The sequence below is a fragment of the Criblamydia sequanensis CRIB-18 genome, assembly GCF_000750955.1.
Taxonomy (GTDB): Bacteria; Chlamydiota; Chlamydiia; order Chlamydiales; family Criblamydiaceae; genus Criblamydia; species Criblamydia sequanensis.
In genome coordinates this window covers 13,802-36,857 of sequence record NZ_CCEJ010000007.1, presented here as the reverse complement: position 1 = coordinate 36,857, position 23,056 = coordinate 13,802, and the positions used below count along the sequence as shown (strand labels likewise).

Sequence of the window (23,056 nt, the reverse complement as noted above, 5' to 3'; positions counted from 1 at the left end):
CATATTGGTTTTGCATGGCCGAAATGGTGAGTCATTGCACAGCCATTGCACCGTCTTTCAGGCAGCTATAATATAAAAAATGTTTTAAAATGATCTAAGTCAAAAGGTTTAATTATCAAAAAATTATTTTTTTATTGTTTTTTGTTATTTTCCATACAGTTTCATTTATAATTTTCGTTATTGTAGATGGCTTTGAAAGTTTTTTTTTATTAATCGTTTTGAGGTTTTATATGACAATTCCTACAAATACTAAGCCTTCTTATTTTGTTTTTGATCGTACATTTTTCGATGAAAGCTTTGATAATTTCGATCCAAATAATGCATCGGCATTAGATAACTCAGGTAATTTCAGGACAGCTTTCTCTAATCCCAAATTTAGAAATGCTGCAATAAAGAGAGTTTCTACTCCAAAAAAAATAACTCATTGTAATTCATCCGCAAAGCCAAATGAATCTTATGAAAAAAATCCCGTCTTACAAAAAAATAGAGTTATGACAATCGAATTAAAAACAGCGTTATCATCAAGTTCTAACTTTATTGAATTTGCATCTATTGTAAAAAAGGTTAAAGAAGATATTTCTTTCTTTGGAGGGCGGTATATTTATGCTGAAGGCTATAAAGGATCAATAGACATAGAAGCATTAGCTTCTCGAGCAATTGAATTAATGGCAAATAATTATGAATTCAATCAGGAAGAACGTATTACAAGAAAAGAAGTTGTTTCTGTTATAGATGATTTATTTGAAAAAAATTATTCACGAAAAGTCACAAACATAATAACACGGATTTGCTGTGCCATAAGGGATTTCTTTCGCAATCTTGCAGTCCTTCTTGGTGGAGTATTTTGTGGAAAAGTAAGTGTAAGATGGCAATGGAAATATTCCGATGAGCGTGATTCATTTAATTATTACACGAGATCTCAATATGAAAAGGTGTTCGGAAAACCACCTTCAACTCCAGCAACTTTGAAGGGATATAAAATTCCTGAGAGATGGGGTCCTAAATATTAACCTTAAAACATGCAAAAAGTGATACATCCTTTAGTAACGAGAATGTCAATGCTTTAATGAATTGTAGCTTAAATTTTGGCTGATTACCGAAGAACAATATAAGGATTTTCTACAGATCAAAAGGATTGAGAGGAATAAAGATAAAGATGACAAATACCTTAGAACTTGTTCAATCTAAGATTTATGTTCTCTGTAACATATTCACTATGGTTTAGGTTGATGTTATCTGTAATGCTGCCGGAATGATGGTGCAGAACTTGTGCAAGATCTTTTTTCGAAAACATTGATATAAAACAAGTCCTATACCGAATGTAAAAATGCATAAAAGTAGACATACAAGCCATGATTCATTTGATATTTTTCGGCGAAGCGTTGCTATTATCACATTAAGCTTCTGAAAGATTCTGAAATGGACAAAAAGCTACAACAATGCTAAAATTGCATCCCTCAAAGAACAAGACTGTTAAGTGTGGTTCTTTGCTGTCAGTTTAGAGGTGTGTGGCATTCGTAATGCGAAGATCTAGTCCAAAAGCTCTTAATTCAAAGCTTTTGGACTAGAGATGATTAATACTCTATACCGATAGAGAAATTCACCCCGTCAAAGCTTAAATCACCATGACATAATCTGTTATAGTCATAGTAGCGATGATGTTCTAACCCAAGTTGCAGTATAAGCTGGGTATTGCAATAACAGGTTTCCCAACGGATACCTACCCCAGCATCAGCTACGGCTATGCTAGCGTCCTGATTTCTTCTTGCATTACAAAAGCTGATTGTATCAATAGTTTGTTCAAATTCATGAAAGTGAACTTTAAAATTTCCATACAGACAGGCTACAGAAAGATTGGCATATACACTAAAACCACATCCTATACCTACGTCGCCTTCAATTCCGATTAAAGGTCCTATTCCTGTAAAATCTTGCCTATTATTAACATCGATAAGAAAAAAATCCTCTACGAGGGCTGTTTCTAAAGAAAATCCATCCAATTGTATTTTTTGATCAATCCTAGCATATCGCAAGCCGGCATAAGGCCTTAAGCCGACACATGAATTCAGATCATAATCATAGCCTACGATTAGATCTAACACATCATAATCGACATCCCATCGAATTGAATTTTCGTTTCTCGAACCATCTGAATGCGAACGTAAATGGGACCATAACGAACCGACAAATACAGGACAATCGCCAAATTCATAAAATGCCCCAATCCGAAATCCGGGTTTCCATTTATAATCCGGTTCTATCCATCTTCCGGAGGTATCTGTAATGACGGTTCCTTGCGGTGTTACAACAGTTGAAACATCACCTGGAATACATACATCAAAACCGCTATTAAAGGCCCTCCAATATAATAGCTCAATGCCTATGTAACCTCTTCCGCAACAAGCAGGTTGGCAAGGCTCGCACGAATAACAATTATTATTATCCTGGCAATCTGAATAATTATAATAGTCTCCAAAGGCACATCCAACTGAATTTGTCACCACTAGAGCTAAGAGAAAGTTTATTTTTTTTAGTGAAATCATAAAAATTTTTTCCTATATTTAGTGGCTATTGAATTCTTGTTATTACAAGATGCGCAGAAACAGACTCTGTACCGCCAGCAAGTGGGGTTATGGTTAAGGCTGTAGACTCCGATGCTGGGTTGCGTACTGTAAGAATTGAGTTGACTACCGAGGTTTGTACAATAGCCATTCCAACGATCTGAGAAGTGCCCGTTGCTCTACCCACCACTGTATAGGCAAGCTCAACAGCGCCACCGCCTGAATCTAGAGTCAAAACCAACTGTCCGGCTTCGGTTACACTAACCTGGAAAAAAACTTGATAGGTGCCGATGTCAGTTAAATTAAATGTATCGCTTCCGGTACGAAAAATTCCGCCTCCGCCAATTGGTCCATCCTGTGGGAAATCAACGTCCCCGCCTGCTGCAACTGTAGCCGCATTGTCCGGTGGCATTAGAGCATAAAAGTCAGCAAAATCAAGGATACCTCCTGCAGGGCCTGCGGGGCCTGCCGGACCTGCGGGACCTGCCGGACCTGCGGGACCTGCCGGACCTGCGGGACCTGCCGGACCTGCGGGACCTGCCGGACCTGCGGGACCTGCCGGACCTGCGGGACCTGCCGGACCTGCGGGACCTGCCGGACCTGCGGGACCTGCCGGACCTGCGGGACCTGCCGGACCTGCGGGACCTGCCGGACCTGCGGGACCTGCCGGACCTGCGGGACCTGCCGGACCTGCGGGACCTGCCGGACCTGCGGGACCTGCCGGACCTGCGGGACCTGCCGGACCTGCGGGACCTGCCGGACCTGCGGGACCTGCCGGACCTGCGGGACCTGCCGGACCTGCGGGACCTGCCGGACCTGCGGGACCTGCCGGACCTGCGGGACCTGCCGGACCTGCGGGACCTGCCGGACCTGCGGGACCTGCCGGACCGACAACGCCGATTCCTCCGTCAGTTATAATTTGTTGGAGGACTGATATAACAAGAGGCTCCACCTGGGGAAAAAGAAGAATATTGTTATTTAGGGCTACTTGGATGGCCTGCAAAACTTCAGCTACCGTAGGCCTTGGAGAACAACTTGTACACCCGGTACAAAGCATTTTGTCCTGAATTAAGTTTACGCTTGCATCTTTTCCATTCTCTTGGACTGCAGAAAGCGGAAGAATCGATGTCAGAGCTAAGATAAGTACACGCCAAATCATAAATTTCCTTTTGATAATTTAATAATCTTTAATTCGCATCGCATATACCAAGCGATTAATCGTCTCAATTTTATTACCTCTGGAAATTTTGATGCTTCAAGAGCATTTACCTTCCTTCGGGTAAACACAATTTTTAAAGGAAAAAATTCACTAAAAACTTATGACAGCCAAGTTCATTTAATCAGCTATTTATAGCAAAATTGATAAAACCAAAAATAACATCTAAATTCGACAACACCCTATCCAGACCTGCAAATATAAACAATATTTTTTTACAATTTTTAATTTAGTTTCCTCAATTTCAAATCATTAGGAATGTTACAGAAAAAACCTAATTATTTTTTTTGAAACGGGATTCTTAAAGGTCTTTTCATTCCATACCGAACGTTTAGTAATTGCATGAATGTAAGAGCCTATTTTTTCGCTCTTGATTGATTTATAAAGCCATTTTTTATAGATAACAATTACAGCTCCATTCAAAAATCATGCGGGTTAGTACTAAAAGTATCGATTATGATAAACTGTAAGGAAAACCGTATCCAAATAATGCGACAGAGTTAAAAATTTTTAAGAGAAAAAATGAATCTAATCACTCGACATGCAAAGGTTGAAGATGCTCCAATAATTGGAGAAGCTGAACGAAAAATTGCGGAAGTACCTGGTTTCTTTTTTTCAGAACCCTCTGAATTAAGGGATGAAAATGTAGTAAATACGATTACTGCTTTTAGTTTTAAAAAAAAAAAAGCGGCGGTATACCTTATAGCAGAATCAGAAGGCAAGAGTCTGACGGCCCTTCATTCCTGTAATGGACTCTTAAAAAGAAAGTAAAGCTCGCTCAAAGCAAAGCTTCACTTTCATTAGAAGGCTTTAGATTTAAATGGAGCTTGCTTTTTCCTGGCATGCGATATTCAAAATTTCCAAAGCAAAAGGCATGCTTAGATCTAAAATTTTAAGCTGTAATTCGTTTGGCAGGGCATCAGCAAATTTTGAGCCTTCTGAAAAAAGAGCAAAAATTATCAATAGGCAAGGCAAATATTTCTCTTTCCAGTGATAATTGACAGCTTCAGCCTTTGGTCCAATGTATTTTTGAATTGTATAAACTTTTTTCTCGTCTGTGTATGATAAATCTGTCTTTAAACAAGATCGAACCTTTTTTAGGGTCGAATTATAAATTCTAGCTATAGGAAAAGTAACACTTGCAATAGCGGCAACAGCAACAATTTCTAATCCGATTAAGGTCGTTGACGCTGCAACGTAGCCGGCTAATTTGTATTTACATGCTTTAAAAGCTTTTTCTGCTTGAACTAAAGGTAAGCATATGGCCACTGCTGACCCAAATAAGAAAGGGCCTGCGGAGACCATAAGGATAACAGTATGGGTCAATTCCACAAGGTGTCTCAAATCTCTACAAAAATTATTGTGGCTAATTCTTCCATTAAGGGCAGTTAAAGTCTTTTTATCTTTATCTAAATCACGAGTGAGATGCTTTTTGCAAGCATCAGACACCTCTTTGAATGTTAATGTAGAAAAAATACCTTGTAAATTCATAAAACCCTTATTATTTTTAATCTTTATAAAGACAAACAATATTATCTATATTAATAGTTTTATTCAAATAAAAACAATTATCTACCTAATTTTAAAAAATAATAAAGGTAATGTTTAATAACACCCCTAACAACATTAAAGATCGGCATGAACCTAAGCCGTTGAAAATTCACCTAGATCTTCATGTAGATTTTTAATTAAAAATATTTGTTACCTAAAACTATCAAGAAAATTATAACTTCTAAAATTAGACGAATCGTTTCCACACTTAGTCTAATTTAGCCTCTGTTCTCCGAACTCAATAAACTAGATGTAAAATTCGGTTTTAGAATTTTCAAAAAAATATTTATTTTAAAATTGCTCTCTAAACACTATATAAATGATGAAAAATCCGTTTTTGGATCCCTTTTACTATTTGGAAGGGCATTTACAATATCGAAATCTTTTTTAATTTCATAAACATCTAAATTTTAATTCTATACATAGAATTATCAAGTCTAAAATTAATTTTAATCTGTGAATTAAAATTATAATTCTTTATAAGTCCGGACTTCTTTTTTTTAAACAACGCAAACTGCTCTACATCAATGGCTCGTTCATGAAATTCATTTTGCTATCTTTATTGACCTTTTTTTCTACGACCCTTTTTTCTGAAGCTAAAGAGAATGACACTGTTCAACAAAAATCACTAATTAATTTTGAAGGACTCCCTTCTGCTGTGGTTGGAGGATGTGTTAATGCTGTCAGCGGCGATTATTTCGAAGTCGAGGCAGATCTTGTTATTCCAGGAATAGAACCTTTCGTTATTCAAAGAAACTGTTCAAGCTCACACTGTGGGGTGGGAAATTTGAGCTGGGGATGGAATTTAAATCATTCAGGGGTTGTGTGTGAGTCTCAATATGTTCAAGGAAGAAACGGCATTAAAGATAAGGACAAAACAACTCTTGTGGTATCTAGTGGCACAGGAACAATTGTTAACTATGAGTCACCCTCTGATAAGAATTTTAAAATTGATCCCTCTATGTGGAAAAAGGGTTTAACAAACGGGTCAGCCAACTTTCCAAGTGGAAAAACAAACTTAGGAAACAATCTCTGTAATTTCGATAACGGTTGGACCTTAAAAACCGGATCGGGAGATTCCTATGAATATAAACTTCAAAAAAATAAAGCGTATCTTTTATCAGCTTATAATAAAGCCAATCGATTTAGATACATTTATGGCTATGACAGCTCGAGTTTAGTTTCGGAGGTCACCCTTGTTAGTCCCCAAAAAGAGCATTTAGCATCCGTCGCAATCAATAGAGAGAAAAATGCAATCAATATTTATTCCCCCACCGGTAAAAGGGTTCGATTGAATTTAACTTACTTTGACTGCTTGCAGAATTTAAAAGGGGGTTTTATAACCTCCGTTGAAAGTGATTTTGGTCCCACAGTTAATTATACCTATGAAAACTTTAAGACACTTGATGATCTTAAAGTAAATCATATCATAAAAAAATCCGTTTCCCCTGAACGTTTCACAGAAATAAGCTACTATAAGTATAAAGACAAAAAAAATACCGGGACGTTGACATCGAAACCTGATTATCGTTTTGCCAGGGTAAAAGAAATCATAAGGCCGCTTGGGCTATCAGGAGAACCTTGCAAAGCTTATTCATTTTCTTATAGCGTTGATAACTTATCTCAAAACGGCATAAGTGCCGGCTACACTCAAGTCAATGATGCTTTAGGTCGAAAAAGTATTTATCGATATAATGATTCCCACTTGGAATGCATAGAAGAATACCTCGTAAAAAGATCGGGTGAGTTTAAACTTTACCGTAAGAACATCACAAATTTTGGTAAAACCGGTTCATTTTATCAGAATGGCCACTTGGTTGGATTTGGAGTGGTCGATGAGTTCCAATTCTGCAAAAAATTTACGCAGTATCTTTATGATAACGTCGGGAATGTAACTAAAGTTTGTTTATATGGAAATTTAACGGGCGGGAATTTTTTGCCTGTTGAGTTTGATGGGTATGGCATCCCTAAAAGAAGCGGCGTAGAGGTGTATGAAAAAAGCTATCAATACAGCGCTGACGGGTTTAATAATATAATAGAAGAATCAGACAGTAGAAAAAGAATAGTCTATAGCTACTATCCTGAGTCCTCAAATTACAAAAGCCAACTTGTTTACGTCGGTAATAAAATTGTACAGCGTTCCTTTTTTGAATATGATGAAAGCGGCTTTTTAATTAAAGAAACAAAAGATAACGGCTCCTCTCAAGAGGTTGATAACTTACAAGACGCGTCTGAAAGGCATATAACAATCACACACCCCAACCTAGTTTACCCAAGAGGCCTTCCTAAGGAAATCGAATATCTATCTTTTGATTTTTCAAAAAATGAAAACAAACTTCTTAGAAAAACGGTAAATACTTATTCTCTTGAAGGACAACTTATTAAAGAAGAGCTTTTCGACGGAGAAGGTTCATACATTTTATCAAGAAGCTGGGAGTATGACTCTCAAGGCAATCTAATCAAAGAAATAGATGCTCTTGGACATACTATAAATTATGTTTATGACGAATTCAAAAATTTAATATCTAAATCAGGCCCCCTTCCTAAAAATACAACCACCTACACCTATGATTTTTGTAATAGACTTGTCAAGGAAGAAATTTCTAATGGAGAAGGTTTTAGTGTTTCAAGAAACTTTTATTATGATAAAGCCTCTCAGAAAATTGGTGAAACGGATCATTTTGGAAATCGAACGGATTACACTTATGATGACCTTGGCCGACTAGTTAAAACAGAGCTTCCTGCGATTGTTGGCAAAGACGGCATCCTATTTAGACCTACTACTATTACTGAATATGACACTTTAGATGGAGTATGTAGAACAATTGATGCCATAGGGGGCGAAACTATCACTAAAAATACCATACGCCAGTCCCCTTACCATCGAATAAATGCGGATGGAACAGAAGAGAGGAATGAGTATGCACTCGACGGTACCTTAGTTAAATCCATAGATCAGCTTGGCAATTTGATCATTCTTGATAGTGATTATTTTGGCAGGCCATTGAAAAAGACTTTTTATGACTCATCAGGAAATAAAATAAAAGAGTCTTCATCAAAATATAACGCCTTTCATTTGATCTCTGAAACTGATTGTCTCGGCATAGAAACTCAATATGAATATGATTTTGCAGGAAGGCTTTCTTTTAAGAAAAGAGGCCTCTTCAAGGAAATTTATGAGTATGACAATTTAGGACGCTTATATAAAACCGTTACTTTTGCAGATGAATCAAAGGCAACTTGTTCTTATAAAGAATACGATCTTTTAGATCGTGTCATTGAAGAACGAATAGAAACGTTAGAAGGCGAAATTCTATATAAAAAGAATTATGAATACGATGCGCTCGGCAGAAAAATTAAAGACATTTCTTGGGGGGAGAAGGGAGCTGAAATCATACAAACCTCTTACAATTTGTTTGGAGAGATCGTTGAAGTTATAACAGCAGAAGGTGATAAAACACTCACTTCTTATAACTATACTTATCAAAATGAGCATGGCCAAAGAGTTTTACTCGTTGAAATTACAGATGCCCTCGGGAATATCCATAGGATTGAAAAGAATGCTCTTGGTAAAGATGCCATTTTTGAAAAGTATAATGCTTTAAATGAAAAACTTTCAAAAAAAGAATATGTTTATGATGGCCTTGGAAATATTGTAAAGACCATAGAAACAAGTTATTTAGGAAAAGAGACCAAATCTAATACAACAGAAAAAACCTATGATTTATCAGGTAAATTAATTTCGGTTGTCGAATCCTCTCAATCTGATCAACGAAAAAAGACGCAAGTTCACTTCAATACTAAAGGGCTTAAAGAGGCTGTTACTAAGCCAAGCGGGGTTTCTCTTGTTTATACTTATGATGAGTTAGGAAGGGCTAAAGAGTTAAAATCAACCGATGGATCTATTCATTATATCTTTCAACATGACCTCTTAGATAATGTAATTAGTGTTGAAGATCTTATCATGAAAACGTTCACTTTTAGAGAATATAATACCGACAATCAGTTAGTGAAAGAAACACTAGGCAATGGATTGTCCCTTTCCTACACTTATGACTCTTTGGGTAACATTTTAACGATAACTCTACCTGATGGATCCTCCGTTGGTTATACCTACGAAGCTAAGAATCTAAAAGAGATTGTTAGATATTCACCTGAGATGAATGAAACCTATCATTATTCTCTTAATGGATATGATCTATCAGGGAGGTTATTAAACGCCTCTTACCCTAATCTTGAAACCTCTTTCTCGTACGACAAAATAGGGCGGGTCTCAGAGATATCCACACCTGTATGGTCGGAAAATCTTATCTATGACAAAGCCGGGAATGTCATCGAACGAAACTTAATAGATAGTTCGGGCCCTCACCTTTCTCATTTTTCGTACGATGGCTTATATCAGCTGAGTGCGGAAAAAGGAACGTTTACAAATAACTATAGCTATGACGGATTTAACAATCGCTTACAAAAAAATGAAGAATTTTACGAAGTAAATGAGTTAAACCAAATTATCTCAAAAGATGAACAATCTTATTCTTACGATGATGATGGAAATCTCATACACCAATATTCAAATGAGGATTCCAAATCCTATAGCTATGATGCGCTGGGAAGACTTACTCGCTTTAAAACGGATAAAATTGAAGTGTCTTACCTCTATGATTCATTTAATAGAAGGCTTTCAAAAACGGTCATTGAAGAGTACGGCAATGAGACTTTTGAAAAATATCTTTATGCATCGAATAATGAAATCGGCTCTTTTGATAAGAATAATCAAACCATATCTTTCCGAGTTTTAGGTCAAGGCTTAGCCGCTGAAATTCGCGCTACCATTGCTATAGAAATGCAAGGTCTTACCTATGCGGTGATAAATGATCACAATGGTTGCATCACTTGTCTTGTGGATATAAAAACAGGAAAAGTCTGCTGTCAAATTGATTATAGCGCTTTTGGAGAACAGAAATTTACAAGCTCTAAATTAAAGAACCTCCCTTGGGGATATTCAAGTAAAAGATTGGATCCTGAGACAGGCCTTATTTTCTTTGGAAGACGTTATTACAACCCCGAAGATGGCCGGTGGATTACGAAAGATCCTCTTGGTGATGCTGATGGGCCCAACCTTTATGCCTACGTTAAAAACCAGCCCTTGACCCATTTTGACGCCTACGGCTTTTTTGGAATGAATGGCTTAAACAATTATGGTTTAGAGTATCATTTAAAAAATCCATGTCCGAAAGTTTCTAATCAAGCGCATACTAACGTTCCGACTCAAGTGGCGACACAAATACCTAAACTAACCTATCGAAACTTTGAAAAAGAGCTTTATTATTATTCTTGCAGAGGGGATCCATCTAAAATTGCAAGAATGAATGGAGTTTGGTCTCGAGCCTATTCTGTAAAAGGCAAAAAACTAGACAAAAAAGCCATTACGTTTGTTAACGGTATAAATAATACTTATGACTACGCCGTTAAAACAGCGAAATATATTTCTACTTTTTCAAGAGATCATCGAGTTGATGCAGTTTATAATTGCAGTCATGGAGTTTTGAATGATTTAACTGAAAGCTACATAAATCTTAATTATGAATGCACAGAACCATCATTAAAGCTACGTGAGCTTTGGGATCAAAAATTTGATGAAATTGGGCCGGATGGCTACATTCTTCATTATTGCCACAGTCAAGGTGCTATCCATACACGTAATGCTCTCATAGAATACCCTGAAGAATTAAGAAATAGAATTCTAATTGTAGCTATTGCACCTGCAGCTTATATTGATCGTTATTTATGTGCAAACGTGTTTCATTATCTAGTTGATTCAGATATTGTAACTATGTTGGATAATCCAGGCTTTGATATGGCAGTTAAACAAGGAACCATTAAGTTTCTAGAATCACTAGCCGGAGGTTTCCAAGATCATTCTTTTAGAAGCGTAACATATAAAAACGTCATTTATAATCATGCAACTAAATTTATAGGACATTAATGATGATAAAGATCGTAACAGCATTTTTTTTTATTTTAACAATTCCAAAACTAATGTCGCAATTACCCTTGGAAAAAAATTATATCTACGTTGTAGCGAGAATAGAAAAAAATTTTGAAGATAAAATTTTAAAAAAATACCATCTAAGATGTATTGGAAGTGGTGGATACCTTATGTACAATGTTAAATCATTGGAGTTGGCATTTCAGCATAAAGGGGTTTTAAATAAAAATGATCTTAGAAAACTTTTAATCGAACTCACAAGTCAATATCTAGAAGATATAAATAGCAATGAAGAAATAAGACCCTATTTGGAAAATTATCCTTTTACACCAAAAAATGTAGATATAACCATTTATTTAATAGATTTACATAAGCAGGAAATTTTTTACCCAAATATATGTATTGCTGAATCTTCATATGGAACAATACGTTTTAAAACAGTTGACGAAGCTAATCCAATAGCACCATTCTATACCACAGAAAAAGAAACTTATGAGGAAGCTTTAGAGAAGTTAAAGCAATGTAATGAAGTGCCCTCATCCTAGCAAAACAAAAAAATTTATGTTCAAAACCATTGCATCACTTTTAGTATTTTTACAATTTTTCTTGCCCCCTAAGGCACGCAGTCAGGAAAACGACTACCTCCATATTACAGGTAACATTAGAAAAGATTTTGAAGCGAAAATTTTACATACATATGGATTAAAATGTATTGGGTCAGGTGGAAGCCTGATGTACAATGTTAAAAAACTGTCTATGGAATTTCAGCACAAAGGCATTTTAAATAAAAATGAACTAAGAAAGCTCCTAATTGAACTAACAGATCTTTTCTTAGAAGAAATAAATAACAACGAGGAAATAAGGCCCTATTTGGAAAATTATCCTTTCACTCCAAAAAATATAGATATTACGATATATATAAGAGATTCTCAAAATCAAAGGGTTTTTTATCCTAATCTATGTGTAGCAAGCTCGCTGTACGGTAAATTACTTTTTCATACAAATGATGAAGCCAATCCAATAGCACCATTCTATACCACAGAAGAAGAAACATATGAGGAAGCTTTAGAGAAACTGAAGCAATATAATGATGAGAGCTCTTTTTAAGGAACGGGTTGATTTGAGAGTAAGCGTCGCTGAAGAGAAGGTTGAATTAAATACTTTAAACAAGCTAGATTCATTGCTCGCGGTGCACTGAAATAATAACTTACATACTAACAAGAGGTTTAAGATGGCATCTTATCAACCTACAAAAAAAGACGGCACCAAAGTTTGAAGTTTCTGTTATTCATATTAAGAGGCTCCTACCATAGAGACATTTAATCATTAATATTAAAACGAATTAATAAGGTTTTCTTAGTATTTGAAGCTTTTGATCAAAGAGACTTGAAAGATAAAATGTCAGAACATCATAAAAAAATATCAAAAAATGATCGATTAATGGATAAAATCAGACCCATCACAAGAACTTCTAAAAAAATGATTATTTTTATTGTCATTGCTTTGATAACAAGCCTTTGCCCTGCTTTTTGCGCGGAAATTCAATTAGATATTTCTAAAGAGTTCAATGAGACACAATATAAGAACCATATCAAGGAATTTCAAAGAGCTTTTGGAAAGCAAATTGAAGAGGAATTTGGTTTAAAATGGGTAGAAGGAGGTTTTACACATAAATTTTTTAGTGATAAACCCGAATTTTATGCTTATCGCCGCGCAACACTTGAAGAAGCGAGAGCGCTTGTATTAGCAGTAATTTTCAGACTCTCAGAAGCCGTTCATGCAGACCCAATCATGCTTTCTTATTTTAACAAATCATCTTTAAATCCAGACGTTTTGGGAGTTGATATTAGCTTTTTACATTCACCTAATTGGAGCTATGACGATGGTAGTATTGAAAGCGTGTATTCTTATTACTCTAAGGAAGATGCAAGCGGTGTCAAAAAGCTGCATCTTCGATATGCTGCAACAGATCCATTTAGTGATATTTCAGATTTTAAAAATATTGTTTATAGTAAAATTGAAGAATCTTTTGAAGACGCTGTTAAACTTAATGCTGTAAACCCCATCATAAATCCTGCCATTCATCACCCGAAGGAATTTGAAGACGAGTTACATCGAATTTTAACTTCTTTCGAAAAAGAAATGAAAGAGAAATATAACTTGTTTTTTCGGTCTATTGGATGGATGGTAGCTGGGGACGCGCCTTCTGAAATATCTGAAATTCGTACTAAATGCACATATTTTTATCCTGTAGATTGCGAGGAAGCCAGAGCTCTTATACTATTGGCAACTGAAAAGCTACTCGCTTCTTTGAATAACAATGAAACACTTAAACCATATTTAAAAGACTATCCTTTTTCAGCGAATGGCATAAAATTGCGAATGCTTTTTAGAAAAAAGAACTATTTTGTTGGGGATGTTCCCTACTATGATGAAAGTATGGAGAGCGTGGTCCTTAGTGATGATACCATTACTTATTATCACCATATTCCAAGTGCTGAAGATTCAAATATGCACGATAGAGTCCTCTACGCAAAAGAATTATACCAAGAGGCTCAAAATACCTTTAAAAACACTCCTCCATTAACTCTATTTAAGAAAGCTGCTACAGGTATAAAAAACTTCATATTTGATTCCATTCATTTTTTGGAATTGGCAGGTATTTATGTTTTTTATAGTTTCTGGTATTCTATTGTTTATTTTACTTCTGAAACGTAGTTTCCCCAAAAAAAACTAAGTATTTTGGAAGTATAAAGCTATTGGAGAAAATTATTGGTACTGCACAAAGTTGCTGTTTGGATCCCCTTATTAAGGTGTGATGACTATAGCGACTAGCTTGTATCGTTTGGAGCAAAAGTTCAAAGAAAAACTAGAGAAAATTTTTAAAAAATTGGTCACTTATACCACCGCAATATCTATTTTTAAAAAAAAACGATTGATGCTATGGATTTTTAAATGAATTTTCAATGAAAAATTGACATGGCTCTTAGCATCCATGATTGTTAAATTAAAAAGATCATGTATTCGCTAAAAATTATACAAATTAAAAATAAATCACTTCACAAACCATCTATCAGGGCGATTATATCTCATCATATCAGGTAAAGTTGAAGGTGTTTTGCCAAATACTTTATGATACTGGGAGATTGTGTAATACTTAAATGAGTCACGCTCATTGCCATACATCCAACAATAACGTAGACCAATTGAACCGCAAAATAACCCACCAAATATAATGGCAACATTGCGGAAGAAGTCTCTTACAGCAAGGCATACTCTTGTGAGTAAATTTGTTACTTTTCTCGAATAGTTATTCTTAAACAAAGTATCAATAATAGGTTTTATCTCTTTTCCAATAACCCTCTCTTCTTCCGTGAATTCGTAGTTGCCAACGATTAAGGCTATTGTTCGAGCCGCTAAAATTTCAATATCTACAGAGCCTGCATAGCCCTCAACATAGATATGCCGTCCGCCAAAAAAAGAAATATCTTCTTTAGCTTTCTTTACAATAGCTCCAAATTCTATGAAGTTAGAGGCCTTTGAGACTGCTTGAGATAAAGAACGAGAATTGCTTAATGAAGTTTTAGCGCAAGAGGACACCCCTTGATCCTTCTTTTCTATGTTCTCGCTTGTATCCTTATTAAATAAGGAAGCACTAGCAACAGAGGCTATTTTTGGCACATTACTTTCACTTGGAGCGTTTAGCTTATTTCCAAAGACAGTAGGGTTCACGATGTACCAAGTATCATCATCATCCCATAAGGGTCTTGCGGTGTTGATTAGAGGAGGGTTTGCCATACGAGCCTCGAAAAAATATAAAAAGTAATTTCAAGGGTCTGATTATTTATCAATAAATTTAGTTTGTAAACTAAAATAATGACTTTACATAAAAACATTAATTAAAATTATTATTTAATTTTATTTTTGGGCTATTTTTTCCTTGGTGGCGATTTCTAAAATTTCCAAAGCAAAGGGCATGCTTAATTTTAAAATTTTAACCTGGAGTTCATTTGGAAGGGCATTAGCAAATTTTGATCCTTCTGAAAAAAGGGCAAAAATTAGCTTCAGACGGGGCATATAATAATGCTCCCATTTATAACCGGCTTCTTTTATTTTTAAACTTACAAGGCTTCTTCTTTCTTCAGCTTTTTCGAATTCGAGAAAAGATAGATCTGGTTTAAATGCTGATTTGACTTTTTTATAAGCTGCCCTATAGACCCCAATTACAGGTATGCTGACAAAAAAAATGGCGCCAAGCGTTGCTGCTTCTAATCCAATATAGGTCGTAGCAGATGCTGCAAAACCTAATAAGGGATGTCTATAGGCTTTCAAGACCTTTTCTGCAAGGTTTAAAGGCGCCACTACAGCTAAACCTAGACCAATGCAAAACGGGAACACAGAACCTAGAGCAATGCAACAATGGGTCAAGTTCACGACCTTTCTCATTCTGTTGCAAAATATTGTTCTGCTAATACTATTATTAAGAGTGATTAAAGCCGTTTTATCTTGATCTAATTCCGGATTAAGACGCTTTTTACAAGCCTCAGACACTTCTTGAAAGGTTAATCCTGAAAAAATTCCATGTAAATTCATATTTAGCCATATTTTTTACTAAATATATTAGTTATATGAATGTATTCTTTTCAATTAGTAGTTTTAGATACAGATCATGAAATGATTAAATATTTAGTAAAGAAAGTGTAGATCCAAAAAGCTATAAGAATGAAGGTAGATCTAAAATCCGAGAAAAGGAAGATAAGAAACGTCACTGGATTCATTCGATAAATTCAAAATCAAATTTAAAGCTAACTAAATTGCTGCTATAGCGGTAATTTTTTCTTAAATATACGCTCAATTGCCTAGATCCCACGATTATCTTACTTTTTTAATGCTATAGCGGTAATTTAACCTGTGTTGAGCCTCGTGAATTTAGACCTTATTGCCTCCATTGTTCGGTTTCACCGGAAGAAAAGCGGATTGTCGCAGACTCAACTTGCAAAGCTGGCAGGACTCGGTAAAACAGTTATTTTTGATATCGAAAACGGAAAGCTCTCAATTCGCTTAGATACTCTTTTAAAAGTTTTTAAAGTTTTAAATTTAGAAATAAAGTTTCAGGGTCCTCTCATGGCTTTATTTGAGGAGAGCTTGAATGAAAAGAGCTAAAGTATTTGTGAATGGAGTTTTAGCGGGAAGAATAGAGGAGATATTCAGAGGGAAAAATTGATTTATCTATATGGAAGGATATAAAGGCCCCCTCCATATCTTTAGAGATGCCGACCACAAAGCAAGTCTATGAATATGACAAATTTCCGCCGTTCTTTGAGGGACTGCTACCCGAAGGTATGATGCTAGAAGGACTATTAAGACACGCTAAGCTTGATCGTGATGATTTGATAGGCCAACTCATTACAGTCGGCAAAGATCTTGTCGGAAATGTGACAGTTGAGGCATTTGAATGAACCGCTTTCCAATTACTTATGAGCTCTCAAACGATCTTTATTCACCTAAGGGACTTCGGCTTTTATCAACCTCTTTAAAAAATTTAAAAAAATTTCCTTACACACCAATTGAACAAATACAGAAGGCTGTACAGTATGCCTCTAAACTATCCATCCAAGGGGTTCAACCCAAGTTGAGCGTTGCTTTAAACGTAAAGGAAGAAGAATTTAAAATTGTGGAAAAAGGTAGACGATTCATTTTAAAACCACCTCATCATTTATATGAGGAAGTTCCTCAAAATGAAGATCTGACGATGAGACTTGCTAAAGCTGTTGAAATTGAAATTCCCTTTCATGGGCTAATCTACAATATAGATAATTCTTTAAGCTACATAATTAAAAGGGTTGATCGATCAGGAAACCAAAAAATTGCTGTGGAGGATTTTTCTCAACTTTTAGGATATAGCAGAGACACCAAGTATGAAGCCAGCATGGAGAAGGTTATTTTAGTTATTGAAAAACATTGCACTTTTCCTGTTTTAGAAAAATTGAAATTATTTCGGCTTGTAATCTTTAACTTCATTATTGGTAATGACGATATGCATTTGAAAAATTTCTCGTTAATAAGACGAGAAAATAAAGTAGAATTAACCCCTGCTTACGATCTCTTAAATACCTCAATTATCATGAAAACTGAAGAAGAGATCGCTTTACCGATCCGAGGTAAAAAAAGCAGATTAAACCGAAAAGATCTAGTGGAATATTTTGGAATGGAGAGACTGGGACTTTCTAAAAAAATTCTAGAAGAGGAAATTTTAAGATTTAAGAAATCACAAGAAGAATGGAAAACTTTAATTGCGGAGAGCTTTCTTTCTTTAAGAATGCAAACGCAATATAAGAACCTTATTGAATCAAGATGGGTTACTTTAGATAAGTAGTAATTATTAGACTTTTCCGATCCGGTAATCCTTGCCAAATTGTTTGAGCTGCAACTATACTTCCATGAAATTTAACGTAGGCAGCTTATGTTTAAAATTTCAATAACGCCAATCCTATTTTTTATTACATTCGCTTTATCAAATTTATATTCAGATGAAGCTAACCCTAAGACCTCTTTAACCCATAGTGAATTAGATTTTTCTAGAACCGTTTACGTTAGAGCCCCTGTAAATATCTCATTTATTAAATACTGGGGCAAAAGAGATGAGGTTTTAAAACTACCTACCAAGGATAGCTTTGGCGTTTCTTTGCAAGAAGTCTTCACAGAAACTTCCATCTCTATTATTGAGAAGGATAAGGATGAGATAGTTGTTTTTGATGATGAAGCGAATAGGCAAAAAACAATAAAAGGCATACAAAACTATTTAGATCTCTTCAGATCATTAACAGGTCTTTCTCATCGCTTTAGAGTGGAAACTAAAAATAATTTTCCAACAGCAAGCGGTCTTGCAAGTAGCTCAAGTGGCTTTTCGGCCCTTGCAACAGGCCTTGTAAAAATCTCAAATCTTGATTGGCCTATAGCTAAAATATCGGCGTTAGCGCGATTAGGATCAGGTTCTGCTGCAAGATCTGTTTCTAGCGGCTTTGTTCGCTTTTATCGCGGTGAAAAAGAAGACGGCTCTGATTCATTTGGCGAAACTATCTTTGAAAAAGATCATTGGCCGGATTTTCGCTTGATTGCCGTCATTACTACCAAAAACGCGAAATTCCTTTCTTCAAAAGAGTCTGCGCCAATATTGGTAAAAAATCCTCTTTACCCCATATGGTGTGAAGTTTCTCATAATCGTGTTGATAAAGTCGTGGAGGCAGTACGTCAAAAAGACCTAAAACAGCTCGGAGAAATAATGGAACGGGATTGGGTTGAACTTCAAGAGGTCCTTGCTAGCTGCACGCCGCCTATTTGTTATGCAACGGATGCTACCTATCAAGTCATTAACCAAGTGCAATCCTTCAGAAGCCAAGGAATAGAATGTTATTTTACAACTCACGCAGGCCCCCAAGTGCAGATTATCTGTCTCGAGCATGACCTACCCATAATCATGGCAAAGCTGCAAGAACTTGATGGCGTGCTTGGGTTAATTGCTAGCCAAGCAGGCTCCGGCTCCTTTGAAAATTGTATTATGGTGGATGAGACGCTCTAACTATCACCTAAATTCATTTCCATCTTTTTAAAGGTTTTTTATGCAAGATTGTTTCCAATTACTCGTATGTTCTTAATGTGCGCATTTTGCGCTAACTTAGGCTTTTTATATTTTAGAATTTTTGAGGTTCACGCACGATAAAGGGAAAAAATTAAAATGCATGGTCCTTTTTAACGGCCTTTTAGTGATATTAAATTTCGCTTTGAGACTCTTATTGAAGAACCTTCCTCCAAAATTTTGTGAATTCCTTAACAAAATTCTATGGTTTCAGATCGGCAGTTAATCTTAATCCTTCCTCCACTAGGAATGATTATTTGAGGATCGGTGTGTCCAAAATTCATGTTAAAAATTATAGGAATATGTATGCCATAGTCCTTAAGCGCATTTTTAATCGCATTTTTTTGATTTGAAATAAAGGCCTCTCTTCCTTCAGGGGGGTACTGACTACAGAATTGAGCTTTAGGAGTGGCTACAAGAATGGCTTTAAACTTCTTTAGCAACTCCAGTTCTCCTAAAGCTGCTACGAAACGATAAATAAAACCGCTAGAAGGCATTTCTTCGGAAGTTTCTATAAATAAAATGGCGCCCTCTAATTCATCTTGAGACGGCAAATATTTTCTGATGGATAGATGGAAATCCAAAATTTCAAGAGACCCTCCCCAAAGTCTTCCTTCAATTAAATTGTTTTGCTTGTTATGCCAAAACAATCCTTCTCCCTTATACATAGGTCGTTTTTTATTAAGGTTGTCTTTTTGAGACCAATCCAAATCAGCGTCACTATATTCAGGAGAGGGAAAAACTTTTCCAATCGTTGGATAGAATAATGCCTTTCTAATTGATTGTACCGTATAGTCATGCATACCTCCACCCATTGCGAACTGAACCATAACAGCCCCTCCATAATAAGAGACAAGTCCTAAATTCCATAAAAATAAATGCAGGTTAGTGCAATCACTATACCCCATAAAAATTTTTGGATTTTCTTTAATCACCTCTTTATTAAGGAAGGGGAGAATTCTAACTTGATCATTGCCGCCAATCGTCGCAAAGATGGCTTTTATTGATGAGTCTCCAAAGGCTCTATTAATGTCATCAGCGCGGGCTTCAGGATTTTGAGATAAATATTCAGGGCTTTTACGTGCAGTTGGAAATTCCACCGGCTCTAATTGAAAAATATCTCTAATACGATTTAAGCCTTGCTCATACACCCAAGGAAAAAGAAATGGCATTCCGGAAGAAGGTGAAACAATAGCAACTTTGTCCCCAGCTTTTATAGTAGGAGGGCGTATAAAATTTTCTTTATTCATTTTTTTATAGATTGATTGTTATAGAAAAAAGCTTTTATTCCAAATTGAAGCCGGCTTAGTAGAAGTTATAAAATAGACTATTAAATTTTGTTTATTTTTACAACGCTTGCCGCTACCAAGCATATTGAACCTCCTAAAAATGAGTAAGAAACATCTGCAAGTTCTAGATCGATACATGAAAAATTTTGAATCAAATTTTTTCGGAGATAAAGTATGCTAAATGGAATTTTTCAAATGAAATGAATTTATCTTTAAGGTGTCCTCATGGACCTAAACCCCTATTCGATAGACGCAAGGTTTGCTTTGGCTGTAAAGCCGTTTTACATGGTAGCCTATATGGTGAAAATCTACGATGGAAAATCATATTATTTGCTTTTAAGAAGATGCGGTAAACACCTTGGAGGTAATTGGCAAATGATTTCAGGCGGAATCAAAGAAGGAGAAACCGCTTGGCAAGCATCTCTACGAGAAATAAATGAAGAAAACGGGATTACACCTGATCGATTGTATTCAGCTGATGCTTTGGAATGTTTTTATGAAGTTTCAAGGGATGCTATCGTCATGGCACCGGCTTTTGAAGCTTTTGTCGATACCCCTTCAGAAATTACGCTTTCACAAAGTGAACATGATGCTTTTATATGGGTAACTCATAGCGAGGCCTTAAATTATCTAGAATTTGACAATCAGAAGCGAATTATCTCACATTTAGAGACTAATTTCGTATAAAACTCCGAATGAACGAGTTCGCATCCATTTTTAAGGTGGTTATATTCTGATCCATCACACAGAATCAACATCCTGCGCTTATTTAAAAATAACTTTACAAGTATAGGATTTTGATTCATCTCTGTAAGAATAGGGGGATTCTCTTGGAATTAACCTTATTCTTAAGTGCTACAAGGAGAGGTTTTTATGAAAATCGTGGTTATTGGTGGAACCGGGCTTATAGGGTCTAAGCTTGTCCGCAATTTAAAAAGATTGGGACACGAGGTTATCGCCGCCTCTCCCTCTACCGGTGTGAATACCCTTACAGGCGAAGGTCTAAAAGAGGCCCTTAAAGGGGCAAATGTAGTCGTCGATGTTTCCAATTCACCCTCCTTTGAAGAAAATGAGGTTTTAAAATTTTTTGAGGTTTCAACAATAAACCTTATTGATGAAGAGAAACAAGCGGGGGTTTCCCATCACGTGGCCCTTTCAGTTGTAGGGACAGACCTTCTCCCGGATAGCGGCTACTTTAGGGCGAAGCTTGCTCAAGAGAACCTTATCAAAGCATCCAAGATCCCCTATACTATTGTTAGGGCCACTCAATTTTTTGAATTTTTAAAAAGCATTGCAGAGTCAGGTATCAGCGAAAATAGCATTCATTTACCCTCTGCTTTCATTCAACCTATAGCCTCTGAAGATGTCGCGTCCGCTTTGCTTGAAGTAGCGCTTGAAAAACCTGTCAATGGCACCCTTGAAATCGCCGGGCCCGAACGCTTCACCTTGTCGGATCTTGTAGAAGAGTATTTGAAAGCCACAAATGACCCTCGGACAGTTGTGCATGATAATAATGCACCCTATTATGGAGCGAAGCTTTCTCAAAACACACTTGTGCCACAGAAAAAAGCAAATCTTGGGGCCATAAATTTTAAAAATTGGTTGAAAGCTTATAAAATGAGCCAAAAGGAAGATTAGCTCTGGAGCTTATTCTTAAAAAAGCTCATTTTCAAGATCAACGCTTGGATAAGGGGTTTCTTTTGTTTCTTTTATTAAACTATTAAAAAATTGACCCATCTTGAATGTTAGTGCCGCATTTCTTTTTAAGATGGATTCGAGAAAAGGCGTTAAAGAATCGGGTCTAAATTCAGGGATTCTGTCTTCAGCATAAACTTTCATAACCTCTTCCATGCCTTCTTTTCCAAAGGTATTTGCTACAATCCAATTTGCAAGGCTTGCTAGAACAAAGTAGCGATCATAATCTTTATGAAGGTTAAAAAACTGAACTTCTTCCTCTGAAAGATCAAATTCAGAACTTAGTGCAAGGCCAAAGTCTGAAAAATACAGATGCTCGCCGTCGGTTAAAATATTATGGAAATGGGCATCAAAGTGAATCATTCCTTCGTTTTTTAAATAGAGGGTGGTTTCTTGAAGTTCTTTCTCTACCATAGCAATGGCTTTGTCAATAGCCCTATTTCCCTTCTTAAGCTCTTTATGAAGCCAGGTTTTTAGCTTTTCCGGGATATACTCAGAGAAAAGAACCACATTGCTTTCAGCCCGCTCGTTAGCTATAATTCTATCGCCAATCTCTTTTGAGTTACCCCAATAAGCAACCTCTTTTTGAAACTCTTCTTCTCCAAGAGGTTTTCTTTCCTTAAAATTTTTAATAATACGATAGTGATATAGCATTGGGAAATTTATAGTTTTTCCAGCAAGAACCCATTCTGTTGCTTTTTCATTTGCAGCAACTTCCCGCCAGACATTAAAACCAGAAGAGCCCACACCGTATTGATAGTAAAGGGGGATCTTAAAGACATTCCTAGTCGAATTTAAGTTCTCTTCATTTCCTTCAACTTCGTTTAGAGAGATTAGTTTTACAAATATTGGAATACCGTTAAATTCTATTCTTAAAGTGGATCCCCAACTCGACTCCAAGGGAGTCCCTTGCTTAAGGAGGCTCAAAAGATCATCCTCACTAAGCGCTTCTAAGGATTTGGAGAGACTCTCATAGCGAAACCAACGATCATCGGCATCTAACTTAAAGCTAAATATAAGGGTTGTTAAGAAAAGAATTATTTTATTCATAAGACGAGTCATTGAGGTACATAAAGGATTTATTGTACCTTTTTTGAACCGTTTTAACAAGAAGCTTCC

General features: G+C 36.1%; 19 protein-coding genes. 12 read left to right on the top strand and 7 right to left on the bottom strand.

The window, feature by feature from the left end:
• Positions 1 to 230 precede the first annotated feature (230 nt).
• Positions 231 to 1,010, top strand: a complete 780-nt coding sequence (locus CSEC_RS07270) for a hypothetical protein (RefSeq protein WP_154017657.1) — start codon at positions 231 to 233, stop codon at positions 1,008 to 1,010.
• Positions 1,011 to 1,574: 564 nt separating this feature from the next.
• On the opposite strand, the gene CSEC_RS07265 is transcribed toward CSEC_RS07270, so the two are convergent.
• Positions 1,575 to 2,543, bottom strand: coding sequence for an Lpg1974 family pore-forming outer membrane protein (locus CSEC_RS07265; protein WP_041017803.1), 969 nt, complete (start codon positions 2,541 to 2,543; stop codon positions 1,575 to 1,577).
• 25 nt (positions 2,544 to 2,568) lie between these two features.
• Complete coding sequence (locus tag CSEC_RS13370; RefSeq protein WP_202593697.1) at positions 2,569 to 3,720, bottom strand: hypothetical protein; 1,152 nt, start codon at positions 3,718 to 3,720, stop codon at positions 2,569 to 2,571.
• A 579-nt stretch (positions 3,721 to 4,299) separates the two neighbouring features.
• Between CSEC_RS13370 and CSEC_RS07255 the strand changes: the two genes are divergently transcribed.
• Entirely contained in the window at positions 4,300 to 4,548 is a 249-nt protein-coding gene (locus CSEC_RS07255) for a hypothetical protein (RefSeq protein ID WP_041017802.1), read from the top strand.
• A gap of 45 nt (positions 4,549 to 4,593) precedes the next feature.
• Here the strand turns inward: CSEC_RS07255 and CSEC_RS07250 are convergent, their stop codons facing one another.
• On the bottom strand, positions 4,594 to 5,268 hold the full coding sequence (locus CSEC_RS07250; protein ID WP_041017801.1) for a hypothetical protein: 675 nt from the start codon (positions 5,266 to 5,268) through the stop codon (positions 4,594 to 4,596).
• 598 nt (positions 5,269 to 5,866) lie between these two features.
• Between CSEC_RS07250 and CSEC_RS07245 the strand changes: the two genes are divergently transcribed.
• The 4 genes from CSEC_RS07245 (at position 5,867) to CSEC_RS07230 (ending at position 14,035) form a co-directional block, all read left to right on the top strand.
• On the top strand, positions 5,867 to 11,314 hold the full coding sequence (locus CSEC_RS07245) for an RHS repeat-associated core domain-containing protein (RefSeq protein ID WP_041017800.1): 5,448 nt from the start codon (positions 5,867 to 5,869) through the stop codon (positions 11,312 to 11,314).
• Between the two features lie 2 nt (positions 11,315 to 11,316).
• Positions 11,317 to 11,862, top strand: a complete 546-nt coding sequence (locus CSEC_RS07240; RefSeq protein WP_154017656.1) for a hypothetical protein — start codon at positions 11,317 to 11,319, stop codon at positions 11,860 to 11,862.
• Entirely contained in the window at positions 11,843 to 12,424 is a 582-nt protein-coding gene (locus CSEC_RS07235) for a hypothetical protein (RefSeq protein WP_041017798.1), read from the top strand. Before CSEC_RS07240 ends, CSEC_RS07235 begins: the two co-directional genes overlap by 20 nt.
• Before the next feature lie 291 nt (positions 12,425 to 12,715).
• The gene (locus CSEC_RS07230; protein WP_041017797.1) at positions 12,716 to 14,035 is read left to right on the top strand and encodes a hypothetical protein; all 1,320 of its coding nucleotides are present in this window, start codon (positions 12,716 to 12,718) and stop codon (positions 14,033 to 14,035) included.
• 336 nt (positions 14,036 to 14,371) lie between these two features.
• On the opposite strand, the gene CSEC_RS07225 is transcribed toward CSEC_RS07230, so the two are convergent.
• Both CSEC_RS07225 and CSEC_RS07220 read right to left on the bottom strand, forming a co-directional pair.
• Positions 14,372 to 15,115 (bottom strand): hypothetical protein, encoded by a 744-nt coding sequence (locus tag CSEC_RS07225; RefSeq protein ID WP_041017796.1) that lies wholly within the window; start codon positions 15,113 to 15,115, stop codon positions 14,372 to 14,374.
• A gap of 120 nt (positions 15,116 to 15,235) precedes the next feature.
• Positions 15,236 to 15,910, bottom strand: a complete 675-nt coding sequence (locus CSEC_RS07220; RefSeq protein ID WP_041017795.1) for a hypothetical protein — start codon at positions 15,908 to 15,910, stop codon at positions 15,236 to 15,238.
• Between the two features lie 318 nt (positions 15,911 to 16,228).
• On the opposite strand from CSEC_RS07220, the gene CSEC_RS07215 reads away from it, so the two are divergent.
• The 4 genes from CSEC_RS07215 to mvaD all read left to right on the top strand — a co-directional run bounded on the left by CSEC_RS07215 (position 16,229) and on the right by mvaD (position 18,896).
• Positions 16,229 to 16,480 (top strand): helix-turn-helix domain-containing protein, encoded by a 252-nt coding sequence (locus CSEC_RS07215; RefSeq protein ID WP_336884493.1) that lies wholly within the window; start codon positions 16,229 to 16,231, stop codon positions 16,478 to 16,480.
• A 107-nt stretch (positions 16,481 to 16,587) separates the two neighbouring features.
• Complete coding sequence (locus CSEC_RS13365; protein ID WP_202593695.1) at positions 16,588 to 16,776, top strand: HipA N-terminal domain-containing protein; 189 nt, start codon at positions 16,588 to 16,590, stop codon at positions 16,774 to 16,776.
• The gene (locus tag CSEC_RS07205) at positions 16,773 to 17,693 is read left to right on the top strand and encodes a HipA domain-containing protein (RefSeq protein WP_041017793.1); all 921 of its coding nucleotides are present in this window, start codon (positions 16,773 to 16,775) and stop codon (positions 17,691 to 17,693) included. Before CSEC_RS13365 ends, CSEC_RS07205 begins: the two co-directional genes overlap by 4 nt.
• An 87-nt stretch (positions 17,694 to 17,780) precedes the next feature.
• Complete coding sequence (mvaD, locus tag CSEC_RS07200; protein WP_041017792.1) at positions 17,781 to 18,896, top strand: diphosphomevalonate decarboxylase; 1,116 nt, start codon at positions 17,781 to 17,783, stop codon at positions 18,894 to 18,896.
• A 248-nt stretch (positions 18,897 to 19,144) separates the two neighbouring features.
• Here the strand turns inward: mvaD and CSEC_RS07195 are convergent, their stop codons facing one another.
• Positions 19,145 to 20,203, bottom strand: a complete 1,059-nt coding sequence (locus CSEC_RS07195) for a S66 family peptidase (RefSeq protein WP_041017791.1) — start codon at positions 20,201 to 20,203, stop codon at positions 19,145 to 19,147.
• A 264-nt stretch (positions 20,204 to 20,467) separates the two neighbouring features.
• Here CSEC_RS07195 and CSEC_RS07190 point away from each other — a divergent pair, with 264 nt between their 5' ends.
• Positions 20,468 to 20,929, top strand: a complete 462-nt coding sequence (locus CSEC_RS07190; RefSeq protein WP_053331882.1) for an NUDIX hydrolase — start codon at positions 20,468 to 20,470, stop codon at positions 20,927 to 20,929.
• 186 nt (positions 20,930 to 21,115) lie between these two features.
• Positions 21,116 to 21,880: an SDR family oxidoreductase gene (locus CSEC_RS07185; protein ID WP_041017790.1), complete on the top strand. Its 765-nt coding sequence runs from the start codon at positions 21,116 to 21,118 to the stop codon at positions 21,878 to 21,880.
• A gap of 15 nt (positions 21,881 to 21,895) precedes the next feature.
• Here CSEC_RS07185 and CSEC_RS07180 read toward each other — a convergent pair whose 3' ends face one another.
• Positions 21,896 to 22,987, bottom strand: coding sequence for a protein kinase family protein (locus CSEC_RS07180; RefSeq protein ID WP_154017654.1), 1,092 nt, complete (start codon positions 22,985 to 22,987; stop codon positions 21,896 to 21,898).
• Positions 22,988 to 23,056 lie beyond the last annotated feature (69 nt).